Origin of the sequence: Dehalogenimonas sp. 4OHTPN (assembly GCF_040448695.1) — a bacterium.
In the GTDB taxonomy this organism is placed as follows: domain Bacteria; phylum Chloroflexota; class Dehalococcoidia; order Dehalococcoidales; family Dehalococcoidaceae; genus Dehalogenimonas.
Genome location: NZ_CP159307.1, coordinates 1,404,483 through 1,426,023, shown reverse-complemented (window position 1 = coordinate 1,426,023; position 21,541 = coordinate 1,404,483). Strand labels below are relative to the sequence as shown.

Annotated in this window: 16 protein-coding genes, 1 other RNA gene, 1 pseudogene and 1 riboswitch; of the genes and pseudogenes, 6 read left to right on the top strand and 12 right to left on the bottom strand. The window is 50.7% G+C overall.

Translation table 11 applies throughout. The features are described 5' to 3' along the window. Nucleotides 1–149: 149 nt before the first annotated feature. Entirely contained in the window at nucleotides 150–1,097 is a 948-nt protein-coding gene (locus tag ABV300_RS07360) for an SDR family oxidoreductase (RefSeq protein ID WP_353714226.1), read from the top strand. A gap of 147 nt (nucleotides 1,098–1,244) precedes the next feature. On the opposite strand, the gene ABV300_RS07355 is transcribed toward ABV300_RS07360, so the two are convergent. Genes ABV300_RS07355 through ABV300_RS07330 form a run of 6 tightly spaced genes read right to left on the bottom strand, consistent with a single transcriptional unit; the run spans nucleotide 1,245 to nucleotide 6,813 of the window. Beyond that, nucleotides 1,245–3,023, bottom strand: a complete 1,779-nt coding sequence (locus ABV300_RS07355; RefSeq protein WP_353714225.1) for an adenosylcobalamin-dependent ribonucleoside-diphosphate reductase — start codon at nucleotides 3,021–3,023, stop codon at nucleotides 1,245–1,247. A 2-nt stretch (nucleotides 3,024–3,025) separates the two neighbouring features. Next, on the bottom strand, nucleotides 3,026–3,796 hold the full coding sequence (locus ABV300_RS07350; RefSeq protein WP_353714224.1) for a carbon-nitrogen hydrolase family protein: 771 nt from the start codon (nucleotides 3,794–3,796) through the stop codon (nucleotides 3,026–3,028). After that, nucleotides 3,796–4,317: a cob(I)yrinic acid a,c-diamide adenosyltransferase gene (locus ABV300_RS07345; protein WP_353714223.1), complete on the bottom strand. Its 522-nt coding sequence runs from the start codon at nucleotides 4,315–4,317 to the stop codon at nucleotides 3,796–3,798. The genes ABV300_RS07350 and ABV300_RS07345 overlap by 1 nt, the downstream gene beginning before the upstream one ends. A gap of 1 nt (nucleotide 4,318) precedes the next feature. Continuing rightward, a complete protein-coding gene (gene cbiB / locus ABV300_RS07340; RefSeq protein ID WP_353714222.1) occupies nucleotides 4,319–5,251 on the bottom strand; it encodes an adenosylcobinamide-phosphate synthase CbiB in 933 nt (310 codons plus the stop codon). 1 nt (nucleotide 5,252) lies between these two features. After that, nucleotides 5,253–6,014 (bottom strand): adenosylcobinamide amidohydrolase, encoded by a 762-nt coding sequence (locus ABV300_RS07335; protein WP_353714221.1) that lies wholly within the window; start codon nucleotides 6,012–6,014, stop codon nucleotides 5,253–5,255. Between the two features lie 10 nt (nucleotides 6,015–6,024). After that, nucleotides 6,025–6,813 (bottom strand): radical SAM protein, encoded by a 789-nt coding sequence (locus ABV300_RS07330; RefSeq protein WP_353714220.1) that lies wholly within the window; start codon nucleotides 6,811–6,813, stop codon nucleotides 6,025–6,027. Between the two features lie 70 nt (nucleotides 6,814–6,883). Continuing rightward, a riboswitch (cobalamin riboswitch) is annotated at nucleotides 6,884–7,013 on the bottom strand. Between the two features lie 141 nt (nucleotides 7,014–7,154). On the opposite strand from ABV300_RS07330, the gene ABV300_RS07325 reads away from it, so the two are divergent. Together ABV300_RS07325 and ABV300_RS07320 are read left to right on the top strand one after the other, a co-directional pair. Beyond that, the gene (locus ABV300_RS07325) at nucleotides 7,155–7,625 is read left to right on the top strand and encodes a zinc ribbon domain-containing protein (RefSeq protein ID WP_353714219.1); all 471 of its coding nucleotides are present in this window, start codon (nucleotides 7,155–7,157) and stop codon (nucleotides 7,623–7,625) included. 92 nt (nucleotides 7,626–7,717) lie between these two features. Then, the gene (locus tag ABV300_RS07320; protein ID WP_353714218.1) at nucleotides 7,718–9,289 is read left to right on the top strand and encodes a 4Fe-4S double cluster binding domain-containing protein; all 1,572 of its coding nucleotides are present in this window, start codon (nucleotides 7,718–7,720) and stop codon (nucleotides 9,287–9,289) included. A gap of 395 nt (nucleotides 9,290–9,684) precedes the next feature. Here the strand turns inward: ABV300_RS07320 and ABV300_RS07315 are convergent, their stop codons facing one another. The 4 genes from ABV300_RS07315 to ABV300_RS07300 form a co-directional block, all read right to left on the bottom strand. Next, a complete protein-coding gene (locus tag ABV300_RS07315; protein ID WP_353714217.1) occupies nucleotides 9,685–11,139 on the bottom strand; it encodes a reductive dehalogenase in 1,455 nt (484 codons plus the stop codon). A gap of 588 nt (nucleotides 11,140–11,727) precedes the next feature. Next, nucleotides 11,728–13,239 carry a reductive dehalogenase gene (locus ABV300_RS07310; RefSeq protein WP_353714216.1) on the bottom strand — a complete coding sequence of 504 codons (1,512 nt, stop codon included), beginning with the start codon at nucleotides 13,237–13,239 and terminating at the stop codon, nucleotides 11,728–11,730. Nucleotides 13,240–13,366: 127 nt separating this feature from the next. Then, the gene (locus ABV300_RS07305) at nucleotides 13,367–14,044 is read right to left on the bottom strand and encodes a response regulator transcription factor (protein ID WP_353714215.1); all 678 of its coding nucleotides are present in this window, start codon (nucleotides 14,042–14,044) and stop codon (nucleotides 13,367–13,369) included. Next, nucleotides 14,041–15,711: a PAS domain S-box protein gene (locus tag ABV300_RS07300; protein WP_353714214.1), complete on the bottom strand. Its 1,671-nt coding sequence runs from the start codon at nucleotides 15,709–15,711 to the stop codon at nucleotides 14,041–14,043. The genes ABV300_RS07305 and ABV300_RS07300 overlap by 4 nt, the downstream gene beginning before the upstream one ends. A gap of 1,615 nt (nucleotides 15,712–17,326) precedes the next feature. On the opposite strand from ABV300_RS07300, the gene ABV300_RS07295 reads away from it, so the two are divergent. The 3 genes and pseudogenes from ABV300_RS07295 to ABV300_RS07285 form a co-directional block, all read left to right on the top strand. After that, nucleotides 17,327–17,956 (top strand): ParB/RepB/Spo0J family partition protein, encoded by a 630-nt coding sequence (locus ABV300_RS07295; RefSeq protein ID WP_353714213.1) that lies wholly within the window; start codon nucleotides 17,327–17,329, stop codon nucleotides 17,954–17,956. 198 nt (nucleotides 17,957–18,154) lie between these two features. Further along, nucleotides 18,155–18,784, top strand: coding sequence for a recombinase family protein (locus ABV300_RS07290; protein ID WP_353714212.1), 630 nt, complete (start codon nucleotides 18,155–18,157; stop codon nucleotides 18,782–18,784). A gap of 194 nt (nucleotides 18,785–18,978) precedes the next feature. Further along, nucleotides 18,979–20,061: pseudogene (locus ABV300_RS07285) on the top strand (recombinase family protein); the annotation flags it as partial. A gap of 505 nt (nucleotides 20,062–20,566) precedes the next feature. Here ABV300_RS07285 and ssrA read toward each other — a convergent pair. Continuing rightward, nucleotides 20,567–20,919, bottom strand: a transfer-messenger RNA (tmRNA) gene (gene ssrA / locus ABV300_RS07280). A gap of 3 nt (nucleotides 20,920–20,922) precedes the next feature. Then, complete coding sequence (gene smpB / locus ABV300_RS07275) at nucleotides 20,923–21,381, bottom strand: SsrA-binding protein SmpB (RefSeq protein ID WP_058439782.1); 459 nt, start codon at nucleotides 21,379–21,381, stop codon at nucleotides 20,923–20,925. Between the last annotated feature and the right edge of the window lie 160 nt (nucleotides 21,382–21,541).

Here is a 21,541-nt window from a genome sequence, read left to right as displayed (position 1 = left end):
CACTGTTCCTGTCCCTCTTTTTTCAATCACCTGGTCTCAGCCGGCGAAAACACCCGAGGGACATTCAAAGTCCCTCGGGTGTTATTAAGCCATCTCAGTTCGTCCTCCTCAAAGAGTCCGTCTCTCTCTGAAACAATGGATATCTTGGAATGGATCTCTCGGGAAATGAACGAGGGGCTGAAAAAGCCCCTCGTTCATTTCGGTCTGACATGGGATCTTATACAAAAACAGAGCTTGTGATAGAGTTAACTCCGAATATCACTAGATTAGAGGACTCAATCATAATGACACTCAAAGACAAAACAGTAGTCGTCACCGGATCCAGCCGGGGTATTGGACGTGCAATTGCGGAAGCTTGTGCGGCTGCCGGAGCTAACGTAGTTCTATGTTCAAGAGATTTCACCCTTCTTTCGAAGACGGTCGAAGAGCTATACCAAAGCGGCTTTTCCGTTCGGGCTTTCCAAGCAGATGTCACAAACGAGGCTGAAATTTTAGGGCTGTTCGAGAGTAGCAAATTAGCCTTCGGGAAAATCGACGTGTGGATAAATAATGCAGGGATATCTGGCGGCTATCGAACTCTTCAGTCTATGACCACCGACGAGATAAGAGAAGTCATTGATACCAACTTGATGGGTTCTTTCTATGCCTGCAGGCTATTAATCCCATACTTCATATCAAGTGGGGGAGGAACGATCATTAACATAGGTGGGCGTGGGGGACGTGGGAATCCCAGTCCTTTCCAATCCCCATACGGTGCGAGTAAAGCTGCGATTACAAGTCTTACGAAGAGCCTGGCTGCTGAGAACAAGGATAAGCCGATATCAATAAACTGCCTATTTCCAGGCATGGTTGAGACGGACATCTACAAGGATGTAAAGACCTGTCCCGAAACTGATTCCAAAATGGGACTAATGTCGGTGCTGTTGAAAGCTTTTGCTACCCCTATAGAACGGGTACAAAAAGTGGCATTAGAAATGTGTAGCGTGAAGCCGGGTAGGATTACGGGGAAATGTTATTCAGCCGAGCGACCTGAGCGCTTTTTTCGAGCTTTAATGGCATTACCTGATTTCATAAAGTACTCAAGAAGAAAACCTTAGTCATCCTTGTCGGGTCGGACTCTCTCTGGAACGCGACTCTTAGTTGATTGGTTAACACAAGGTATCTTAAAAGCGCGGCTTTGATCTTTGAGACTTAAACCAATCAACTTCGCTCCTAACGTTTGGGTTGGGCATAAACTCTCCCGTTTACCTACAATTCATATATTCCCGGACCAGACTAATGCCGATATCGCCAGTGCAGAAGGGCTGAGATGACCGGCTCTGGTCACGGTAGGCTGTAATACCCTTGAGCCCAATATCATATGCTTGCATGAAGATAATACCAAGTTCTTCTCTATCAGCATTATGAGGCAAGTTGACTGTTTTAGAGACGGCAGCATCAGTAAACTCCTGGAAAGCCGCCTGCATTTTGATATGCCACTCGGGGCTGACCCGGTGAGCCGTGACGAAGATGCGTTTCAATTCCTCAGGTACATCCGGTTGCTGTTGCAGGTGGTTACACCTGACAAGGCGCTCGATGAGGTCTGAAGTAAAGACCCCAGCCTGGCGCGCCGCCTTTTCGAAATGGGGATTGATATCCAGCATCTGGTGTTCACCTTTGAAAGCGTTCCTGATAAAGACAGTAGCGAAAACCGGTTCGATGCTCGAAGTGCAACCAGCTATCAGCGATATGGTGCCAGTTGGTGCAATGGTAGTACGCGAGGCGTTACGGATTGGTTTCCCGCCACCATGGAAAGCCGGGTATGGCCCCCGCTTCTGGCCAAGCTCGATAGAGGCATCAAGCGCCTGCCGCTGGATGAAGCTCATCACCTCTCTTGCTATATCGAGCGCCTGTTCGGAGTTGTAGGCGATCTCCAATTGGAACAGCATATCGGCAAAGCCCATCACCCCGAGGCCGATCTTCCGGGTCCGTTTGGTAGCGAGCATGCTCTCATTCGTCGGATAGCCTGTTAAATCAATGAGATTATCCAGAAACCTCACCGCTGTGCCGACGACACTGGCCAGCAGTTTGAAGTCGATATATGTTTGATCCCCATCAGATTTCACGATTCGGGAAAGGTTGACGGAGCCGAGGTGGGCAAATTCGTTGGGTAGTAGCGGCTGTTCACCACAGCCGCTGACATGATGAAGAGTCCCTAGTTGTGGGGTGGGGTTGTCACGGTTGATCCGGTCGAGGAAGATAAAGCCCGGCTCACCATTACGCCAGGCCTGGTCGACGATCTGGTCGAACACCTCTCTAGCATTCAGCCACCTGCTAACGCTCTGGGTACGGGGATGGATCAAGGGATAATCCAATCCTTGCTTCACTCTTTGCATGAAATCATCAGTGATGGCAATGCAGGTATAGAAGTTGCTTAAGGATGACTGGTCAGCTTTGGCCCTGATGAATTCAATAATATCCGGGTGGTCGATGCCCAACGAGACGGCATTGCAGCCGCGGCGGATACCGCCCTGGCGGATATTCTGGGTCACCCTGGAAAATACCTCGATCAAGGCTACTGGTCCGATGGCGGCATCAGGCCGACTGCCTGCCCGGTCACCTCTGGGTCGGATGCTCGAGAAGTCGAAACCGATCCCGCTACCACGCTGGTGGATAATGGCGGCATTTTTTACGGCATCGAAAATGGAATCCAGCGAGTCTTCGACCGGCAGCACCATCGAGCCAGCCATTTGCCCTCGACCGGTACCGGCGTTTAAAAGGGCAGGCGAATTGGGCAGGAAGAGCAGTCCCGCCATGATTTCGTAGAATTCAGATGCAACAGTCTCAATATCTGCCTGAGGGTCGTAGTGTTGTTCGACAGAAGCTGCTGCCCGGGCTACCTGCCAAAACATCTCGTCTGGTGTTTCAATAATTTCACCATTTTCATCCCGGCGCAGGTAGCGCTTTTCCAAGACCAGTTTAGCATTGGGTGTTAGAGCCGGTTTGTCTAAATAGATGGGCATTGATCTGGTATCGATGACCATGGTCAGATCTCCCTTCCATCAACGGGTATGACGGTAAACTCGGCTGATACAGGCGACATCCTTTCGAAATCCCAGTCGAAGACCAGCAACGCCGGCTTGCCGGAGTATCTGAGCACCGGCTGGCCTTTCGCCAGGACCATGCTTTCAGCCTGAGTCCAGTCGACATTACGTTCCTGGCCTGTTCTGTTGCAGACCCATACCGGTAGTCCGGTAGATAGCGACAGGGTTTTCCAGTTTTCCAGCGGCGGGTATTTCTGACCCCAGGCAGCACTGACGACCAGTAGCTCAGCAGCCTTTTTTTGGAGTTCAAGTCCGTGGTGAGTGTCCCAGGTATCAGCACAGATCAGCATCCCGATTCTTGCACCGTCGATAGCGAAGGGTTTCAGGCTATCACCGGGAGAGGACCAGGCTTCTTCGGCGCCCGGATGGACCTCTATCTTGCGGTGACGGCCAGCGATTCTGCCTTTATCGATCGCGAATAAAGTGTTGTGGAACTTGCCGGTTTTCTTGTCCCGCTCAGGGTGAGATAAGAAGATGGTTAGATCAAGCCTGCGGCTTTCGAGCTTGATTTTGTTCATCCATTCATCAGGCTGGGGTTTGATCCAGTTGGTGCCGATGATATCGGTGAAGTAATACCCTGAGATACCGAGCTCGGGAGTAAGTATCCAGCGCGTCCCCAGTACGGCACTTGCTGAGATCAGCCGCTCATACAAGTGGCGGTTGGCCTCGATCTGGCCTGGTTTCGGCTCGATATGGAAAAAGGCGACTTTCACTAGTAATCGATTCCTTCCCGCGCAGGCGCGCCACGGTCGAAGGGGTGCTTCGTGCTCACCAGTTCGGTGGCATAATCAGCCTTGTCAATAATTAGCTGAGAGGCATAACGGCCAGTCAGGATCAGTTCAACGCCTGGCGGTTTACTATCGATTAATTTCAGGACATCAGCCGTTTCAATGAGGTTCCAGGCAGCCGCCGTATTGATTTCGTCAAGCACCACCAGATCATACCGGCCGCCAGTTATAGCGTCGACAGAAGCTTTCAAGGCTTCTCTGCCCAGTTTCAGGTCTTCATCCCTGATATCTGACGGCCCGTAGAAATCCGGCCGGCCGAAGACTTTGAAATCAACACCTAATGTTTGGAACGAGGAATATTCACCCCCTGGATGTATGCCCTTCATAAAGAAGAGAACGAATACTTTCAACCCATAACCGGCTGCACGTATTGCCGTGCCAAGGGCGGCCGATGTTTTGCCGCGGCCTTCGCCGGTGAATAAATGGACCATGCCCTTAGTTATCATCTCATCCTCGCAATGCGGCAGCCACTGCCAGTGCCATCAGACAGACGCCGATCCAAGTGAACATGCTTAAACGGTATAGGCTGACAGCTTCGGTGATCTTGTCGATTGGTGGCTCAACGAATGAACTACCTAGCTCGTAATGCCCGGTTTTATATAATTTGACCCCCAGAGCTCCAGCAGCCGCAGCCATCGGCCAGCCGCCATTGGGTCCTGGTGTCAGGCCGTGGTCGGCTATCATTGTCCGCCAAGCCTGGCTGGCACCTGCCCGTCTCAGCCCGGCTGAGGCGACAAACAACAAAGCGGTGATTCTGGCCGGAATAAAGGAAACGACATCGTCGAGGCGCGCGGCGAACTTACCCAGGTATTCAAACTTGCCGCGGTAGCCGATCATATTGTCCAGTGTGTTGATGACGCGATATGCAACCGCACCCGGTACGCCGAGGAACACAAAATAGAAAAGCGGTGCGGTTACAAAATCCGACGCGTTCTCAGCAATGGAGCGAATACTGGCCGAGGCGATCTCACCCCGGGTAGCCGGCTGGTTGTAATTCACAGTGTTGAAAAGACCCTCCATCCCCGGAGGCACCGGGGCCTCAGATTCAACCACTGCCCGGGTCTTCCGCGCCACCCGCCACTGCTGGGCCAGGCAGAAGGCCGGTTTGAGGATGAGCGCCCCGGTAAAGACAAAGAGCCAGTGGTCGATTCCCATCAGGAATCCGAGTATAAGCCAGGCTGAGACTGTGAACAGGGTGATGATCGAAAGGCTTATCGCTATCCCGTAGATGAGTTGAAGACTCCACGGCAGCTTTAACCCAGGCTGAATCAGTGCCCCAGCCAGGCGTCCAGACCACACCGTTGGGTGGAAAGCCGTGGGGTACTCGCCGATAGTGAGGTCGATCGCCAGGGCGAGCAGCAACATCAGGATGAGATCCACTTCAGAAACCTCTGGAATTCCTTATCGCCTGGATGGTGGACTTGGTAACCGCCTGAGCTATCATCTCCCCCAGTTTGGTATGACCGCCGACGTAGGTGTACTTGTGCTCGAGACCCGATGCCACGATGATCTGGTCGGTGCCGGTACCGGTGGCCAGCAGCGACGGCGCGTAAGCGCTGCGGATATCAAGCTCTTGCAGGGCGATATTTTTAGCTTCAGTGATAGTGATGAAGGATGAGGCCAGCGCCGGGGCTTCGAGGATGGCGTTCGTCAGGATAATGTTGTTAATCGTGCCGATCTTCTCGAACTTGCCGTTACGCTCAACGCCCGATGCTTTGTCGACGCCCACCCGCATGGCATTGGTCTTGACACCCGCGGTAGTCACTGCCAATACCCAAAACTCATCGTAAACTTCTTCGGCCACGGCCACTCGCTCCTGCTTGATGCCGGTAGACAAGAACGCGATGTCTTCGATCGACCGATTAGCTTCAGTCAGGACTTCAGCCATGATCTGACCGTAAGTCTCCTGCCAGCAGCGGGATTCATCATGCATAAAATCCCAGAGTTCCTTTGGTACGTGGCAGTTGCAGATGACGTCCGTTGCCTTATAGCCATGCCGGGTCGTCAGCATCGGTCGCTGCTCAGGCAGAGTGATGACCAGGGTGTCGGTAGGGACACCTACGGCGTTGTGATAGACAACATCAATGTTTATTCCGTGACATGAGCTGATTGATTTTCGATCTAGCTTTTTGTGGTATACCATTAATGACCTCTTAGTAAAGCCTGATGACTTCATACATCAGGTCTTTCTTCTCCAGTTTGGCTGCCGTCTGTTGGGTGCAGGTAACGTTTGCTAGATGCTTCTTGGCGACGGTTACCGCCTGTGCCATCTCTTCCGGCGTCGCCCTTCGCCAGGGATTTTCAGCTCCGGACTCGAAATAGGCATCGATGCGATAAGGGATTTTCGAATCAACCCCGGCAATGAATCCGGCAATTTTCTCCGTCTCTTCCAGATCTATGAGACCCGGTATGAAGACGCTTTCAGCCCGCAGTTTCTTACCCAGGCGATAAACTTCGACGAAGTTGCGCAGTACCCGATCATTTGAATGTAGGGTGTAATAGCGGTACAGCTCCGGTGTTACCGCCTTGAGGCTCATTACCACCTCGTCGGTGTGGGAAAGGTCAGGGAGTTTCACGCCATTGGTGTTAAGGGTAATGTAGCAACCGAATTCAGCCTTCAGCGCCTCGGTGATGGCGCCGTAGGCCGGGTCGATCGAGGCTTCTTGCCCTTCGAAAAGGACCTCTTTGACCGCGACCTTCCTGAGCGTGGTGATGACTTCGTCGAGGTCAAGATACTGTGACGGGTTTTGCGGCTTTGGTAATCTTGGGTCGCGCAGGACTACGTCAAGGTTTTCCTCGAGGGCCATGCAGTTGATTTCTTTATTGCACAGGCAGCCGCGGCACTTAAGATTGCAGCCCCAGTGAAAGAGGTAGGCTTTTTCAATGGCAGGTGCGTAGGCAACGTGATAAACGGTCGTCGGATTCGGTTTGATGTAAAACAAAATCGCTTCCCCTCAATCGGTAGGGACAGCGATTCATGCAATCAGGCTATCCCTTTCCAATATCCACTGGAGGTAGGCAACGGGGCCTGGCGCTTTGCTGGCTCGTGGGATTTCCCACACACAGTAGGCGGTACTGCGCCGGACTTTCACCGGCTTTCTCTCCTTTGGTCCGATTAAGGACTGTGCCCCGGTATTCAATTATTAATCGGACGGATGCTAGCACAAATGGTTAAGAAAAGCAACTGCCATTTGGCTAATTAGTAAGTAAAATGTAATGACATTTGGGACATAATAGGCTGTATCGAATGTATTAGTCCTAGTATGCCTATAAATAAGCTAAAATGCGTATTGACTTTAAACGAACGAATGATACAATACGGGTAACAATTATTAACTATCATCAAGGGGGGGCGGGGACATTGCCGATTTATGAATTCTTTTGCCCGAATTGCGGACACTCATTTGAATCACTTTGTCCGATGACTAGCGAACCGCGAGTAGCCTGCGAAAGGTGCGGTTTAGATGGTCAAAAAGTGATGTCACGCTTTTCCTTCCGCCACGCGACCACCCACTACCAGCAAATGCAGGAACGCCAGGAAGAAGCCAGGTATAAGACCGATAAGCGCATGGATGAGGACCCGCTGCTGGACCCCACGAACTGGTTGAACAAAGTTAAACAGGAAAGAGCGTCAGAGAAGGCATTTGCCAAGGAAGTACAAAGCAAATTCGGGAAAGAACCCGACGCACCGATGAGATATATGGCAGAACTTGAGATGGCAAAACAAATCAGCGGCGAGGGCGCGTCGCTTTAGGTATTGAAATTCTCTCGGAACAGGAGGTGCCGATTTAGAAACAAAATAAAGCGGTCCGGCCCAATCAAGGAGACTGAAAGGAGAACAATTCATTGGCTCAGTTCCACAATTCAATAAGCCGCCGCGATTTTATGAAGTCAGTCATGCTTGGCGTCGGCGGGACGGCCGCCGCAGCTGGAGTTGCTTACGCCTGGGGCGTTCAGGACGGCGCTACTCCTCTTAGTTTTCCAGGTCACCAAAGCCGGCGCGGTTTCGAGTATGAAACATTCGATCGAACTCCGTTCGAAGTCGACGAAGTTCCGGAAACCAGCTGGAAGGTCACCGAGCAAAATACCACTTATATGCGGCCGAACCAGGTAGTCAACGGGATTCACCGCCCTGACCTGAGATGGATTTATAATCAGAGATTCCAGAGCCGCCATGACCCCGATGTAAACAAGTTCAAATTCGCTATCCCTTACAGTGCCTGGCCCTCAAACGGGGTTCAAGCTCTCGATCCTTTCTGGCGTGAATACTACGAGATGTACCCGGACATGCTGGAGCGCGACAAGGAGTACGTATACGACTGGCTTCCTGGTTTCCGGGAGCGGTATTTTAAAACTACCGAAATGCGCGCGAACTTCGATGCCCAGGAAGGTTACATCGCCAATAAAATTGTTTCTGGCGATACCGCAGTAGGCGTTTCTTCCATCACGACAACTCCTGAAGTGAATGACTGGGATAAAGTAAGCACTACACGAGCCGTTTTCGAATCACCTGAAAAAGCGGCTGAGAACATCAAATGGGCAGCGTATCATTTTGGGGCACAGTACGTTGGTATCATACCGGTTCATCCTGAGTTTGTGTGGTACAACCACAGCTCAAATACTCGAGGATTCAAGGTTGGGGAAGAAATCAAGATTCAGCCATGGTGGAATTATGGCATATTCGTGAATGCGCCCATGGAATGGGATTCCATGATGGCGGATCCAAACTATGGTCAGTCACAGCAAGGATACAACATTGTTTCGACCATCGCTCAGCAGATCGTGGGATATTTGAAGGCACTGGGTTATCCCGCAAGGTGGAATTCACCGAATGGTGGTTACGACCTGACAATACCGCCTCATGGTGCTTTATCGGGATATGGCAATATAGGCAGAACCTCTAACTGCATGTCTCCTGATGTCGGAGGCAACTGTCGTCCCGCGGTAGTATTCACATCACTACCAATGGCGACTGATAAACCGATTGACTTCAATCTCTACGCGTTCTGCAAGCGCTGCATGATCTGCGCGGAGAACTGTCCGACGCAGGCAATCTCCAAATCGCCTGAACCAGACCGAGTTGAATATGGTATGAAGCGCTGGGCAACCAACTTCGCGGTGTGTAACGATGGTTGGGCTTATGGTGCAGGTCCGACTGGATGCCGCGCTTGCGTTGCAGCTTGTCCTTGGACGCGCCGCAATACCTGGTCTCACCGCATGATGCGCAACATCCTTGCGCGAGATTCCACCGGCTTAGTCTCTAATGTCGCTCTTTGGGCAGAACGCAATATGTATCCAAAGAACATGCTCGACGACCTCAATCCGCCTCTGTTCAAAGGCGTTTTCGATCCGCCCGAATACCTGAAGACCGCGAACTTTATCTCCGGATTTACACCAACGCCGATGGGGGTAAAATAAATGATTACATTCCTGTTTTCTATCGTGGCTGGTGGTCTGATGGGCATCGCTCTATACTCGCTAGCTAACGTATCAAGGGCAACCGGAAGGCCATTTGCATGGTGGCACTGGCTTATGGCCGTAGCGAGCGGTTTACTCTGGGTTACAGCGTTTGCGTGGTTGGGTTCTCAAATCGGTGAGGGGGCTCAGCGCGGCGGATGGATTGGCTTCGCCTTCGTCGTCTTCTTCGCGCTTCTATTCGCTGGCCTGACCTGGCGTTTGCTACCGACTAAACCTGCTGCTAGTTAACCAAGACCGCTGAAAAAGACGAGGGGCTGATGAAGCCCCTCGTCTTTTTTACAACAGTATTGAGTTTTATTGGTTGGGATCATTGATGTTATCCCTGCGCGTTCTTTTTACTTATAGAACACATCGTTCTCGTAGTGGATTCCATTCACAGGGATCGGCTTCTGCCACCATTCTTCGATTTGGTCTTCCGGCGTCAATCCGTAACCAAACATATTATCCATATCGATAAAGAATGAATTCAAGATCTTGGTTGATGCCAGCGTTGCTTTGACAATTTCATGAACCGAAGCAGCATCGTCTTTGCTGAAGACGCAAGTAGCTTGGCAAATACCGCAATAGGTGTCAGTTTCTTGCCAGGTAGTGTTGCATTTGAAGTGATTGAAATACCAAGTCTTTATACCAGGGTTGTTAAAAAGTTCGGGTTTCACGAGGTCATATTTTGAGGTAATATCCCAAGACGGCTCAGTTTCTTTTGGAATCGCTCCGGAAGGGCAAAGATCAGAACACTTTTTGCATGTGTAACAAAAACGCCTTGCCCCGAAATCAACTGGTTTTGTTGGAGCGACCGGAATATCCACGATGTTCATCGTTGACTGGCGGATCATTGGTCCCCATCGCGGAGTAACTAGGTGTTGCAAGCGCCCTTGCTCACCCAAACCGGACATGACTCCCCAGCCGACGATAGCGCCATTACCTTGAATATTCTGGGTAATCGAGGAATATCCCATGACTCGGAGGAAAGATTGGAGACGCCACTGCGCAATATCACAGTTATCGTATGCTTGCCCGGCTGCACCATCTGATAGATATCCAGGTCTTGCCGATGCATCTAACGATTGCCGAATGGTGTGCACGATGGCGTATCTAGATGTGTTTGGGATGACCACTTTGTTTGCTGCAGTATCGAAAACGGGTTTAGGGGCATCCCCTTCAAAGGATAGTGTTGGAAATGGATTTTGAGGCATTTGCCCCCAAACCATTTTTTGGGTAGTTGAAGGAAGAATTTCAGCGAATCCAACACTTGAAGCACCAAAAAGCCTTAAAGCCTGGGTAACCAACAAAGAAGCCTCTTCGGGAGAGCCTTGCCATTTTGGAACTCCCAGTACAGCAGGTGTCGGGATGATACTCCATCCTTCCACCCAATCTTTTATTGCAGTTGTTAGAGTCATACGATAGCGGACACCAGCCCAACCCCCCATCTTGATAGCATTGTCTCTAAGATACCATCCTGATTTTGAACTGTCCGTCATTTGCTTGACAGTGTCTGCTTTGGTTTTAGCTTGGATTGCCTTCACTTCATCTGTTGTTAAATGCTGGGCGAAATTATTATATTTAGCTTTTGGGAATCGTTGCATTGTATTCCAATCGACTTCGACTGTAGGTTCGTCAACCTCTTTCGCGTACCATGGATGGTCATATTTTAGGTTTGAAGAAGCTGACAACAACTCGTCAACATCGTTGAACTTTGGCTGGACCAAAGATGCTGCCCCAAGCCCCGATCCAGCGATTCCAATCGCACGCATGAACTCACGTCTGCTTAGTGTAGAATGTGCTTTGAACAATTGATGCTCCTCCTATTTATTTTCTTTGTTAACCCTTTTATTATTGTCTTGTGTAAAATTTCTTATAATTGGAAATAAGCAGACAAATACCGAAACTATAGCTAATATGTTACTCTAATATAACAAAATGTCATCGTCCAAAAGAACTAGTCACCATTGGACTTTATGCGTATTTTTGCCGAAGAACAGCCCATTGAAAAAGTACCTGTGGGGCTGGTGAAGCCCCACAGGTACTAGAGAGTCGTTTCAGGTTCGTCCTCATCGGAGAGTCGAACTTTTCCTGAAACAATCAGTGATATCTGTGTTTGGCTTAGAGAAAATGAGACCGAGGGGCTGGTAGGCAGGGGGCTAACAATTTTAACTACATTCCTACCTTCAGTTACCACCAGAAGGAGGCATTACCCTGAAAACTGCGCTTCGCTGGCTCGTGGTCACCCACACACAGTAGGCGGTATGCGCCGGATTTACACCGACTTTCCATTCCGTTTACCAGGACTCCGGGTTGTTTCAGGTTTTCCTTAGAATGTTAACGTACTTGGTTACTCAGGATTCCACAGCCTTTATCTCATCCCAACTCGTCCCAAATGTCTAATAGTTGGTGAAAGGCATCGGGACGACTTTGTGCTCCTCGTTCCACCAGTCTTCCCACTTGTCTTCCGGCTGGTGGTCGTAGCCAAAGGCGATATCCATGTTGGTGAAGAAACCGTTGAACACGGGACTCGCGCCGACTGTCATCTTGATCAGCGGATGGATAGTGGCTTCATCCATCTTGTTGAACACACAGGCGCCGATGCACCAGTTGTCACTGGCGCTGTTTACTGTCCAATAGGACCGACAGGCAAAGTGGTTCAGCGGCCAGCGTTTGTATCCCGGGCTATTGTTAAATGTTTCTGGTTTGAGTTTCTCAGCAACGTAGCCGGGCACGCCACCAGAGTGGTTCGTCGGACATTGGATAAAATCCGGGTTTGGCTCTTTATATATGGCTCCGGACGGGCAGATGTCAGCGCATTTGAAGCATGAATGGCAAAACTTGTTAGTGCCGGCATCGATGGGATTAGTTACCGGCAGCGGCAAATCGGTAACCATTATCGCGGTGGCGCGCATCACCGGGCCTTCGGTTGGTGCAATCATCTGCATCGAACGGGCTAGTTCACCCATGCCGAATAAAGCGCCCCAGCCGGGGCGGGCGCAGGTGATGCCGAAGGTGCCGCCGCTCATGGCCTCGTAACCGATACCATTGAGGAAAGCTTTCACCCGGTAGTTGGTGATAGCCAATTGGTCATACGCCTTATTGCTGCCTGAACGGGCGATGTAGCTGTTGCCTTTCTTGGTCATTTCCTGGGACTGGCGAATCTTGAAGACTATCACCGACTTGCATCGGTTCGGGATGACCATCTTGCCGGTAGCCAGATCTTTACCGTCATCGACGACGTAAGCCTTGTCCACGTCCTCGAACATGATTCGCATGTTGGGTCCCCAGTCGGTGGTGCTCAGGTTGATCAGCTTCTTGGTCTTACCCTCGATAATCTCACCAAAAGAGACTTCAGCGGCGCCGAAATGCTGGAACACCGAACGCATCATCCGGGCGTTGTCTTCTGGGGTGCCTTCCCATCGGGGCACACCCAACATCTGGGGCGTGAATACAGAGCCCTGCTCGCCGAGGAAGTAACCTTTGACCCGAGCGTGTTTAACATAAGGCCCCCAAATCACAGCATTAGGGTAAGCTGCTGCGCTCATGTTGAGAGCAAAGTCCCTAAGTGTTTTTCCTGGGGCGTTGTTTAGGATAAAATTTTTCCGATTGGCTCCCATTTCTGCCATGATCTTTTGATAATCAGCGGTAGACAGGCACTTGACCGGGTCATACGGACCCCCTTCGAACCGCTCCATTTTATTCCAGTCGATCTCAGTGGTCGGGTTAAGATACTCCCTCTCCTTAACATACCACGGGTTCTTGGGGTGGATACTTTGCGCCTTTGAGATGACGTCTGCCATGTCTGTGAAAGCTGGCGCTGCCGCGGCTGCGGCTCCGATCCCCGCCCCCGCGATTCCTAAATTTTTCATGAAATCCCGCCTAGAGACCGTTGAATGGAAAAATGACATATTTCGCCTCCATATTTCGGTTACAGAAGAATAACAAAGGCACGATTACAATGGCGTTATAAAAGAAAGTCCGCCGTTACAGGTTGGTAACAGCGGTTTGGACAGAAATGTCACTATTGAAAGTGAATCAGGGCAACTGCAGGACGTAGCCCCGCCCGGGTCTAGCCACGATAAATACGGGAGTATCGGGATCGATTTCGATCTTGGACCGCAGCCGTTTGATGTAAACCCTTAGGGTATCAACCGATGTCGCGTAGTCATCCCCCCAAATTGACTCAGCCAGTTCGGAATGGGTTACTAATGCGGCTGTGTTTTTCATCAAGGCTGTCATAATGATGCCTTCGGTCCTGGTGAGACGTATCTTTTTTTGTTTTATAGTCAATTCACCCGACAGCGGATCGAAAGCCAGCGGGCCTCTCGTGATCTTGGCGGTAAGCTTGGGTGAATGGCGCCGAATTAAAGCCTTGACCCTAGCCATGAGTTCAAGCTGCCCAAAAGGTTTGACCACGTATTCATCGGCGCCGAGTTCGATTCCCTTAACGATATCCTGCTCGTTGTCGCGGACCGACACGATGAGAATTGGCACGTCCGAAAACTCTCGGATACGCTTTAAAGCCTCAAAGCCGCTGATATCGGGCAGTCCGAGGTCAAGGATGACCGCATCCGGATTTTCACTCCCGACTAACTCGACGCCGCCTTCGCCGCGCTGGCAGGCGACAATCTTGCTGTCCGGCCAACCCACGCCGAAAGCCATGCTGATATATTCAATGATTCCGGGATCGTCTTCAATCAGTACGACTTTCATGGTTCACCTGGTCTCGGTTTATCTAACGGCATGGCGAAAAATACCCTCGTGCCTTTCCCAATCTCACTGCGCAAGGAAATCTTCCCGCCATGGAGCTCTACCAGCATTTTAGCCAGCGGAAGTCCTATACCCAATCCGCCGAGGGTGTCTTTGTTTTGCCTGTCGGCACTATAGGGTTCGAAAATACTCGCCTGTTCTTGTTCGCCGATGCCGCAGCCCGTGTCGGCAACCTCGATTTCAACCGCGCTATTGGCGGTTCGGCAGGATAGCGTGATGATGCCGCCGGGGAGGGTATACCGGATCGCGTTATTCAAGAGGTTGTCTATAACCTGAGTCAACCTGTCTTCGTCAGCCCAGATGATGTCCGGTACGGAGATCGCTTCCAGTCTCAGGCCGATGTGGTTGGCTTCAGCCTCGGAAAAGCGGGAATCGATGATATCTCGCAATAGTTGGGGCAGCCTGACCGATTTGGCTTTGATCTGTAGTATGCCGGCTTCGCCCTTGGCCAGATCGATCAGCTCAGAGATCCTACTGTTTAACCTTCTGGTCCCATGGCAAATATTCTGGGCAAACCTGCTAAGCCTTTCGCTGTCTGCAAGTTCCCGCGCCAGCATCTCGCTGGTGCCCATCATGTATGTGAGGGGCGTTTTTAGCTCATGGATAACGCCCCGAATAAACTCGATATTACGATGGATCCTGTCTTCAAGATTTTGGCGGAGGGATTTTTCTTCTTCGTAATGATGTTCGAGTTCCAATTCCATAGTTTTGCGTTGCCTAATATCGCGGTATACGGTCAAAGCGGAGAGTTTGCCATCCAACTCGCAGAGGTGGATGGTCACCTCCATGGGAAATCGTTCGCCTGTTTTGGTAATGTACAGTGACTCGAAAAGTAGCTTCAGCCCTGGTGACAACGTTGCAACCCTGACGAGGTGCTGGGGTAGGTACTCCGGCGCTGTAATGTCTGTTGGGCTCAATTCAAGAAGTTCCTCCCGGCTATATCCGAGCATTTTGCAGAGGATGTCATTCACTTCCATGTGTTTGCCGGGTTTAATAGGCCAGGTGGAACAATCGATGATACCCATGCCATCGTTACACTTATGGAAAAAGAACTGGTATTTTTCATAGAGTTTGGCTAACTCCCCCTCAGCCTTGGTTCTCTCAGCAATCTCCTGTTGAAGGTGGTCGTTTAGATCTAGAAGGAGCTTTGCCTGACGACGCAGTTGGTCAGTCCTCGTTTGAACCAATTCTTCAAGATGCTCATGATAATTCGCCAGCTGATGCTCGAGTTGACGCCTTTTGCTGATATCGCGAGTAATACTCAGGATATAGCATTCATCTCCTAGGCTTACCGTTTTAGCCATGAATTCGATGGGGACGATTTCCCCATTTGGCCTCTGGTACTCGAGTTCGTCAGATCCTCCATAGCCGAGACGCCGTATCTCTTCGAATTTTAATTTAGCGTCCTTAACCTTATCGGCAGGCCGCAGTTCCCAAATCCCCATCGTTTTCAGAATGTTGAGCGACCTTCCGGTTTGGCGCTCGAATTCAGGATTGCAATCGACGATGTTACCCGTTTCGCAATCAGTGAGAACAATCCCATCACGTGCTTCGTAAAAAATAAACTTGTATTTTTCTTCGATGTGGTCAGGGCTGAATGATTGTTGCATAACTTACACCGTTATCAATAGTAACACATACACCAGCGGCGAAACAGATTTTGTTAATCTCCAATCTCCGGTGGTTTTTACATTAGATTTGAAAAAATATACTTGGGCAAGTACTATGGCAAGTTTAAAGGATTGTTGATTGAATTAAAAACAAGTCCTTTTAGCTTAGGCAATTATAAAGGCCATTAACGTACGCCGCAAGACATTATCTTTTTGGAGAAGCCAGGCCGGTTCAGCAAGGTATCCTCATCGAGCGAAATGAGGCGAGTCACCAATCGTTCTCCCGAGAACGATTGATTTGTTCGTATTATTGAAGCCTCTTTGAAACGTCTAGCCTTGAACGATTGCCATTGGTCTTGTTCCTTGTTGATGCGCCCCTCTAGGGTCCAGTGGTGGACTTCAAATGGTACAACCGCCGTGAAGGGAAGACACCCACACTCCTATTTCGGGCTCTATCGAAGCAGTCAAGGTGTACACGTTAGGCTTTGAAAAGCCAAATCTTAGGGGTTTAGGGGAGTCTCGCCCTTATTATTTAATATATATATGCTTCGGCACTTGTTGTTGTTACATCTCCAAACGTAATTAGGGGCTCAGCGTCAAATAGCGTCTCCTTATTTGAACGTTACGGGCTGTTTTATTACCCCCTTTTTCTATGTTTTAAGGTGGCAACACCGATTGAAAACAGCCCAATAAGATCACGTTCAAATAATCGTTCTGGTCAGAACGATTGGCAGGTGTCATTTTCGCCGTGTCACGGTTAGCAATCTTTAAACCGAACACGGTTCTTATTAAAACCCCTTCCTTTTTTGCCCACCCTTAAAAAACTTGTCAAGTAGTTTTAAAAAAAAATTTACTCAAAACTTTCAACATTCAGCCGGACGGAGTTATTAGTCATCAGGGTAACGGTGGATACAAACAAGTCATTGGTTGTTTGGGGGTCGTCCATATAATGGGTGCATATGAATTATGCGGAATTAGATCCAAACGTTAACCAGGTGTCTCCGTTTCGATACCTTGAACTGATACCGGTTTCGGCATCGGTAGCAGGAGATATTCTGGTTAAAGCCCATTATCTTCATTCGTATCCTGGAGCCACGAGCCTGGCTCTTGGTGTCAGGTATTTTAAGAGAATGGTTGGTGCGATCACCCTGGGTGCAGGCCCAACCAACGTTTTTCGTCTGGTGGAAGGCTCCCAACTAAAGGACAGTCTGACCTTAACCCGGATGTGGCTATCTGACTCTTTGCCAAGGAACTCAGAGTCATGGGTTTTGGCCAAAATGATTAAAGAGTTGAGGCGATGTACTTCGCTAAAGTTTCTGGTCAGTTACGCTGACCCGGCTCGTGGGCACCTTGGAACCATATACCAGGCATCCGGTTGGCTTTACACCGGCCTATCATCAGCCACGCCGTTATATGATCTGGGTGATGGACGGCAGCGTCATTCACGCTCCGTAGCCCAGATCATGGGCACTCATTCGATTAACTACCTAAGAAGTGCCGGTCTGCCGGCGACACAAATCAAGCAAACTCCCAAGCACCGCTATATATGCTTTCTTGACCCAACCTGGCGTAGTCGTCTGAAAGTCCCGATCCTGCCATATCCGAAAGCCATACTATGAATACAACCTACTTGCCGATTGAAAGACTTGTTACCTCTCCGTGGAACTCGAACGTCCAGGACGAAGCGATGATGGCAAGATTGAGGGAGAGCTTGAGGCGTTTCGGTCTTGTCGAGAACCTAGTCGTCCGTCCTGTCGGGTCAGAATATGAAGTTCTTTCGGGAAACCACCGGCTTATGGTGCTCAGGGAAATGGGTATTACAACTGTACCTTGTGTCATCGTGGAAGTGGACGACTGTAAAGCTCGGCTGCTATCCCAGGCATTGAACCATATCCATGGTGAGGATAATCCCGGGTTAAGATCAGAACTGTTACAAAAGACTCTGGAGCACTTTAGTGCCAACGAGATTGCGTCGGTTCTACCCGAGACCGCTGCGAGTCTGGTTTCATTGGCTAGTATGGGCAAGGAGACAGTATCGGCATATCTAGTTAAATGGGAACGAGCAAGATCAGTCAGGCTTAAACATTTCGTCGTGCAATTGACAGAAGAACAACTGAAGACTGTCGAGAAAGCGTTGGCAGCCATTAAATTTGATCCCACCCAAAATAGGAACAATCCAAATGTAAGGGGTGGGAAACTCTATCTGCTATGTCAAAACTACCTGGAGGCGATTCAAAATGGTTGATGCTTTTCCATGCCCGGTTTGCCATACAGACCTCGAAGTAGATCTGGCAACCGGGCGCAAATCGGGCAAGCTATTCGTTATGTTTAAATGCCCGGTCGACGGCCGTCATTTTCGCGCCTTTGTCACTGATCGAAATTTTGTAGATCAGGTCATGGCTTTAGCTGATGCGAGGCGATCTGAAAGTAGGGAGAAGATCGCATGAAGGTCGCCATCTACGCCCGGGTCTCGACCGCTGACAAGGACCAGGATCTGGCCACTCAGCTCTTGCCGCTCCGGGAATTCGTAGCTGCCAATAACTGGCGGGTATTCAACGAGTACACCGATAAGGTCTCGGCTGCTGATATCGTCCACCGTACGTCATGGCGAGCCCTCCTTGCCGATGCATCCAAAAAGCGATTTGACATAACACTGGTCTGGCGGATGGACCGAGCCTTCCGCTCGGTGCTTGACGCTGCCACCACACTGGAGCGGCTGAAATCTTGGGGAGTGGGCCTTAGGTCATACACCGAGCCCTGGCTGGACACGACTTCGCCTTTCGGTGAAGCCCTTTACTACATCACTGTCGCCTATGCCCAGCTAGAACGCTCCATCATCAGGGAGAGGGTCATTGCCGGCATGGACCGGGCACGGAAACAGGGCCATAAAATCGGCCGGCCAAGGGTAACCGACAGGCGGGGTTTCAATCAGACTTATGGAGCAGTTTTGGAGCGCCTTAGAGACGGTGAAATCTCGCGGCGGCAGGCCGCCCGGGAGTTGCGCATAGGCTACGCCACCTTGAAGCGTTTAATTGACCATGGAAATGCTAATGAAGAAGCCAGACCCTCCTAGTTCAAGGGGAGAAAATATTTCTTCCGAAGGATCCGAAAAAGCGTTGACATGTATACGTCCAGAGTATACACTCGCCACCACTTTTTCAGGGGAGGAGGAACTTAACGGTCTAATGATAAGGCAATTCCTGGATACTCTCACTGAAGTCGCCCTATCTGTCGCCTCCAGGGGAATCCCGAAGAAAGAGGGATCTGGTGACTGAGGCAAAACGCGCCGTCACTTACATCCGGGTCTCCGACCAGTCGCAGGTGCAGGGTCATTCACTGACTGCTCAGGAGAGGCTTTTCCGAGAACTCTGCCAGAATAGGGGCTGGCAGGTGGTCGGCGTCTACCGGGAAGAGGGCAGGAGTGCCCATGTGGACGCTATCGCCAAGCGCCCAGTCTTCAAGAAGCTCCTCGACGATGCCTCAAAGCACCAGTTTGATGTCATCGTGACCCACACCCTCGACCGCTGGTCACGTAACCTCAAGGTGACCATTGAATCCTTATCAATCCTATCTAAACATAACATCGGTTTAGTCTCCATCACTGAAAGCCTCGACTACTCCACTCCTGAAGGCATGCTCAATCTGCATATGCTCGGCGCTTTCAACCAGTTCTTCTCTTCATCACTGGCCAAGCATGTCAAGAAGGGACAGGAGCAGCGAATCCTGGAGGGCAAACATCATGGCACTATTCCTTTCGGTTATGAGTCCTGCTGGGAACAAACCGAAAGCGGCGAAAGGATCAGGAGATGCAATCCGGAGCACCCGGGCGGGATTCATATCCACCCGAAGGAAGGGCCGGCTGTATCTGAGCTATTCAAACGCTACGCCTCGGGTGCAGCAACGCTTGCGACACTTGCTGGCTGGCTCAACCACCGGGCTTTTCGCACCCGGAATACCAGGACGTCTTCCGACGCTATCGGTAATGCAGTAGCCGGCCCCAGGCTATTTACCACCGCCTCAGTCAGGGGCATTTTGCATAACCAGTTCTTTACGGGACAATTAGTCTACAACGGCCAAATCTTGCCCGGTGCCCACCAGCCGATCATCAGCCAGGAATTATTCAACACCGTTCAGGGCCTAACCAAGACGAACTGCGGCAGATCTGAAACGCTCTCACCTCACCCTGAAAGAGAGTATCTCCTCAAGGGCTTAGTCCGATGCGCTTACTGCGGTATGCCGATGTGGGCGCAGACCTACTATTCCGGCAGAGCATATTACCGGGAGCACAAGGCAACCAGAAGCATCAAGGAGTGTCCCGGACACGGCGGCTCCATCACTTGCTCTATCATCGACGATCAGGTCCGAAGCCTCGTCTCAGCGATTGAACTCGGTCCCAAATGGCTGGAGGAGGTGCTTTCGATCATCGCCCTTAAAGATGATGTTGAGCGCATCAACAAACAACGTGAAGAAACCAAATCAAGATTACTCCGGCTGGGCAGAGCCTTTGTCGATAACGTCATGCCGGAAGAGGAATACAGACGACAGAAGCGGATACTCGAGCTTCAACTTGAATCATTGGTAGTACCCGACTTCAACGCTGCCGAGGCAGCCGGCAAACTGATCCTGGACCTGCCGAAGCTGTGGGCTAGTGCCACCATCACGGAGCAGAGGAAGATTCTCATCACCATGCTGGAAGCCGTCTACATCGACGCCAAAGCCGGAAAGAGGGTGGTTGCCGTCATGCCAAAGCCCCCTTTCAGGCCTATCTTCCAGGTAGCTTCAGCTAAGAAGGATTCGAAGATCCATATAATAAACGAGCCTCTGGGATCTTCTCCCAAAGGCTCGGCTGTGTTTCTGGTGGAGACGGGGGAGAGTCGAACTCCCCGTCCAATGGAGACTGCCCGGAATATACTACAGGTTTAGCCGGATCTTTGTTCTTGCCCTTTGAGCTTCAACCGGCGGAATCTCGCCGGGCAAGCCGATTAGTCTTTCGCTTTCCATGTCGGCGTCAGGTCAGCGGCACCCCAACTGTCGGCACCCGATTCGCTCCCGTCGGGGTAAGGAGCGGCGGATGCGCTGGCTTTATTTAGCCGGCGAGAACGAGTTCACGTTCGCCAATTGTGTTTTGCCACCAGGATTAGTGAGCTTAGCGGCAAGCTCAACCTGCAATTCCGTAACTAACCTCCACTGTCGAAACCACGCGTCCCCAGGTTATGCGAGCCGATTTTTCAGAATGCGGCCCAGTTCGCGATCGCTCTCTCTCTTCTCGATGACCTCGCGTTTATCATAGAGCTTTTTACCTTTGCCAACCGCCACTTCCACTTTGGCGACGTTTCCTTTAATGTAGATTTTTGTCGGCACCAGGGTCAAGCCTTTTTCCTTGATGCGCCCGAGCATGGTACGCATCTCTTTCTTATGGACTAGAAGCTTGCGGCTCCGCGTCGGTTCATGGCTCATGTAAGAACCGGCCTCATAGCGGGCAATGTGGGCATTTAGAAGCCACATCTCGCCGTTTTCCGGCTTGACGTAAGCGTCGCCCAAGTTAACCCTGCCGCCGCGGAGGGATTTGATCTCCGTTCCGGTCAGGACGAGCCCGGCTTCCATCGGGTCGCTGATATAGTAGTTGTGGTACGCCTTTTGGTTGGTAGCGACGACCTTAATCTCGCCCATGCAAACATTATACCATAGTAGTATCAGACCTGACCGCGGAAGAGTGATGCCTTATTCGCCGGTTTTGCCTTAACGCTGGTATGATTAAGCGCATGGGCGATAAATCGGTGACAGGTCGAACAGTGATAACCCAACAAATACAGCGTTTAACGGTCGCGGT

Coding starts and splice junctions, on each gene's coding strand:
- ABV300_RS07300 (WP_353714214.1), bottom strand. CDS start 15,711: ATGCAACAATCATTCAGCCCTGACCACATCGAAGAAAAATACAAGTTT.
- ABV300_RS07335 (WP_353714221.1), bottom strand. CDS start 6,014: ATGGTATACCACAAAAAGCTAGATCGAAAATCAATCAGCTCATGTCAC.
- smpB (WP_058439782.1), bottom strand. CDS start 21,381: ATGGGCGAGATTAAGGTCGTCGCTACCAACCAAAAGGCGTACCACAAC.
- ABV300_RS07345 (WP_353714223.1), bottom strand. CDS start 4,317: ATGATAACTAAGGGCATGGTCCATTTATTCACCGGCGAAGGCCGCGGC.
- ABV300_RS07360 (WP_353714226.1), top strand. CDS start 150: ATGGATCTCTCGGGAAATGAACGAGGGGCTGAAAAAGCCCCTCGTTCA.
- ABV300_RS07305 (WP_353714215.1), bottom strand. CDS start 14,044: ATGAAAGTCGTACTGATTGAAGACGATCCCGGAATCATTGAATATATC.
- ABV300_RS07325 (WP_353714219.1), top strand. CDS start 7,155: ATGCGTATTGACTTTAAACGAACGAATGATACAATACGGGTAACAATT.
- ABV300_RS07295 (WP_353714213.1), top strand. CDS start 17,327: ATGAATACAACCTACTTGCCGATTGAAAGACTTGTTACCTCTCCGTGG.
- ABV300_RS07310 (WP_353714216.1), bottom strand. CDS start 13,239: ATGTCATTTTTCCATTCAACGGTCTCTAGGCGGGATTTCATGAAAAAT.
- ABV300_RS07355 (WP_353714225.1), bottom strand. CDS start 3,023: ATGGTCATCGATACCAGATCAATGCCCATCTATTTAGACAAACCGGCT.
- ABV300_RS07290 (WP_353714212.1), top strand. CDS start 18,155: ATGAAGGTCGCCATCTACGCCCGGGTCTCGACCGCTGACAAGGACCAG.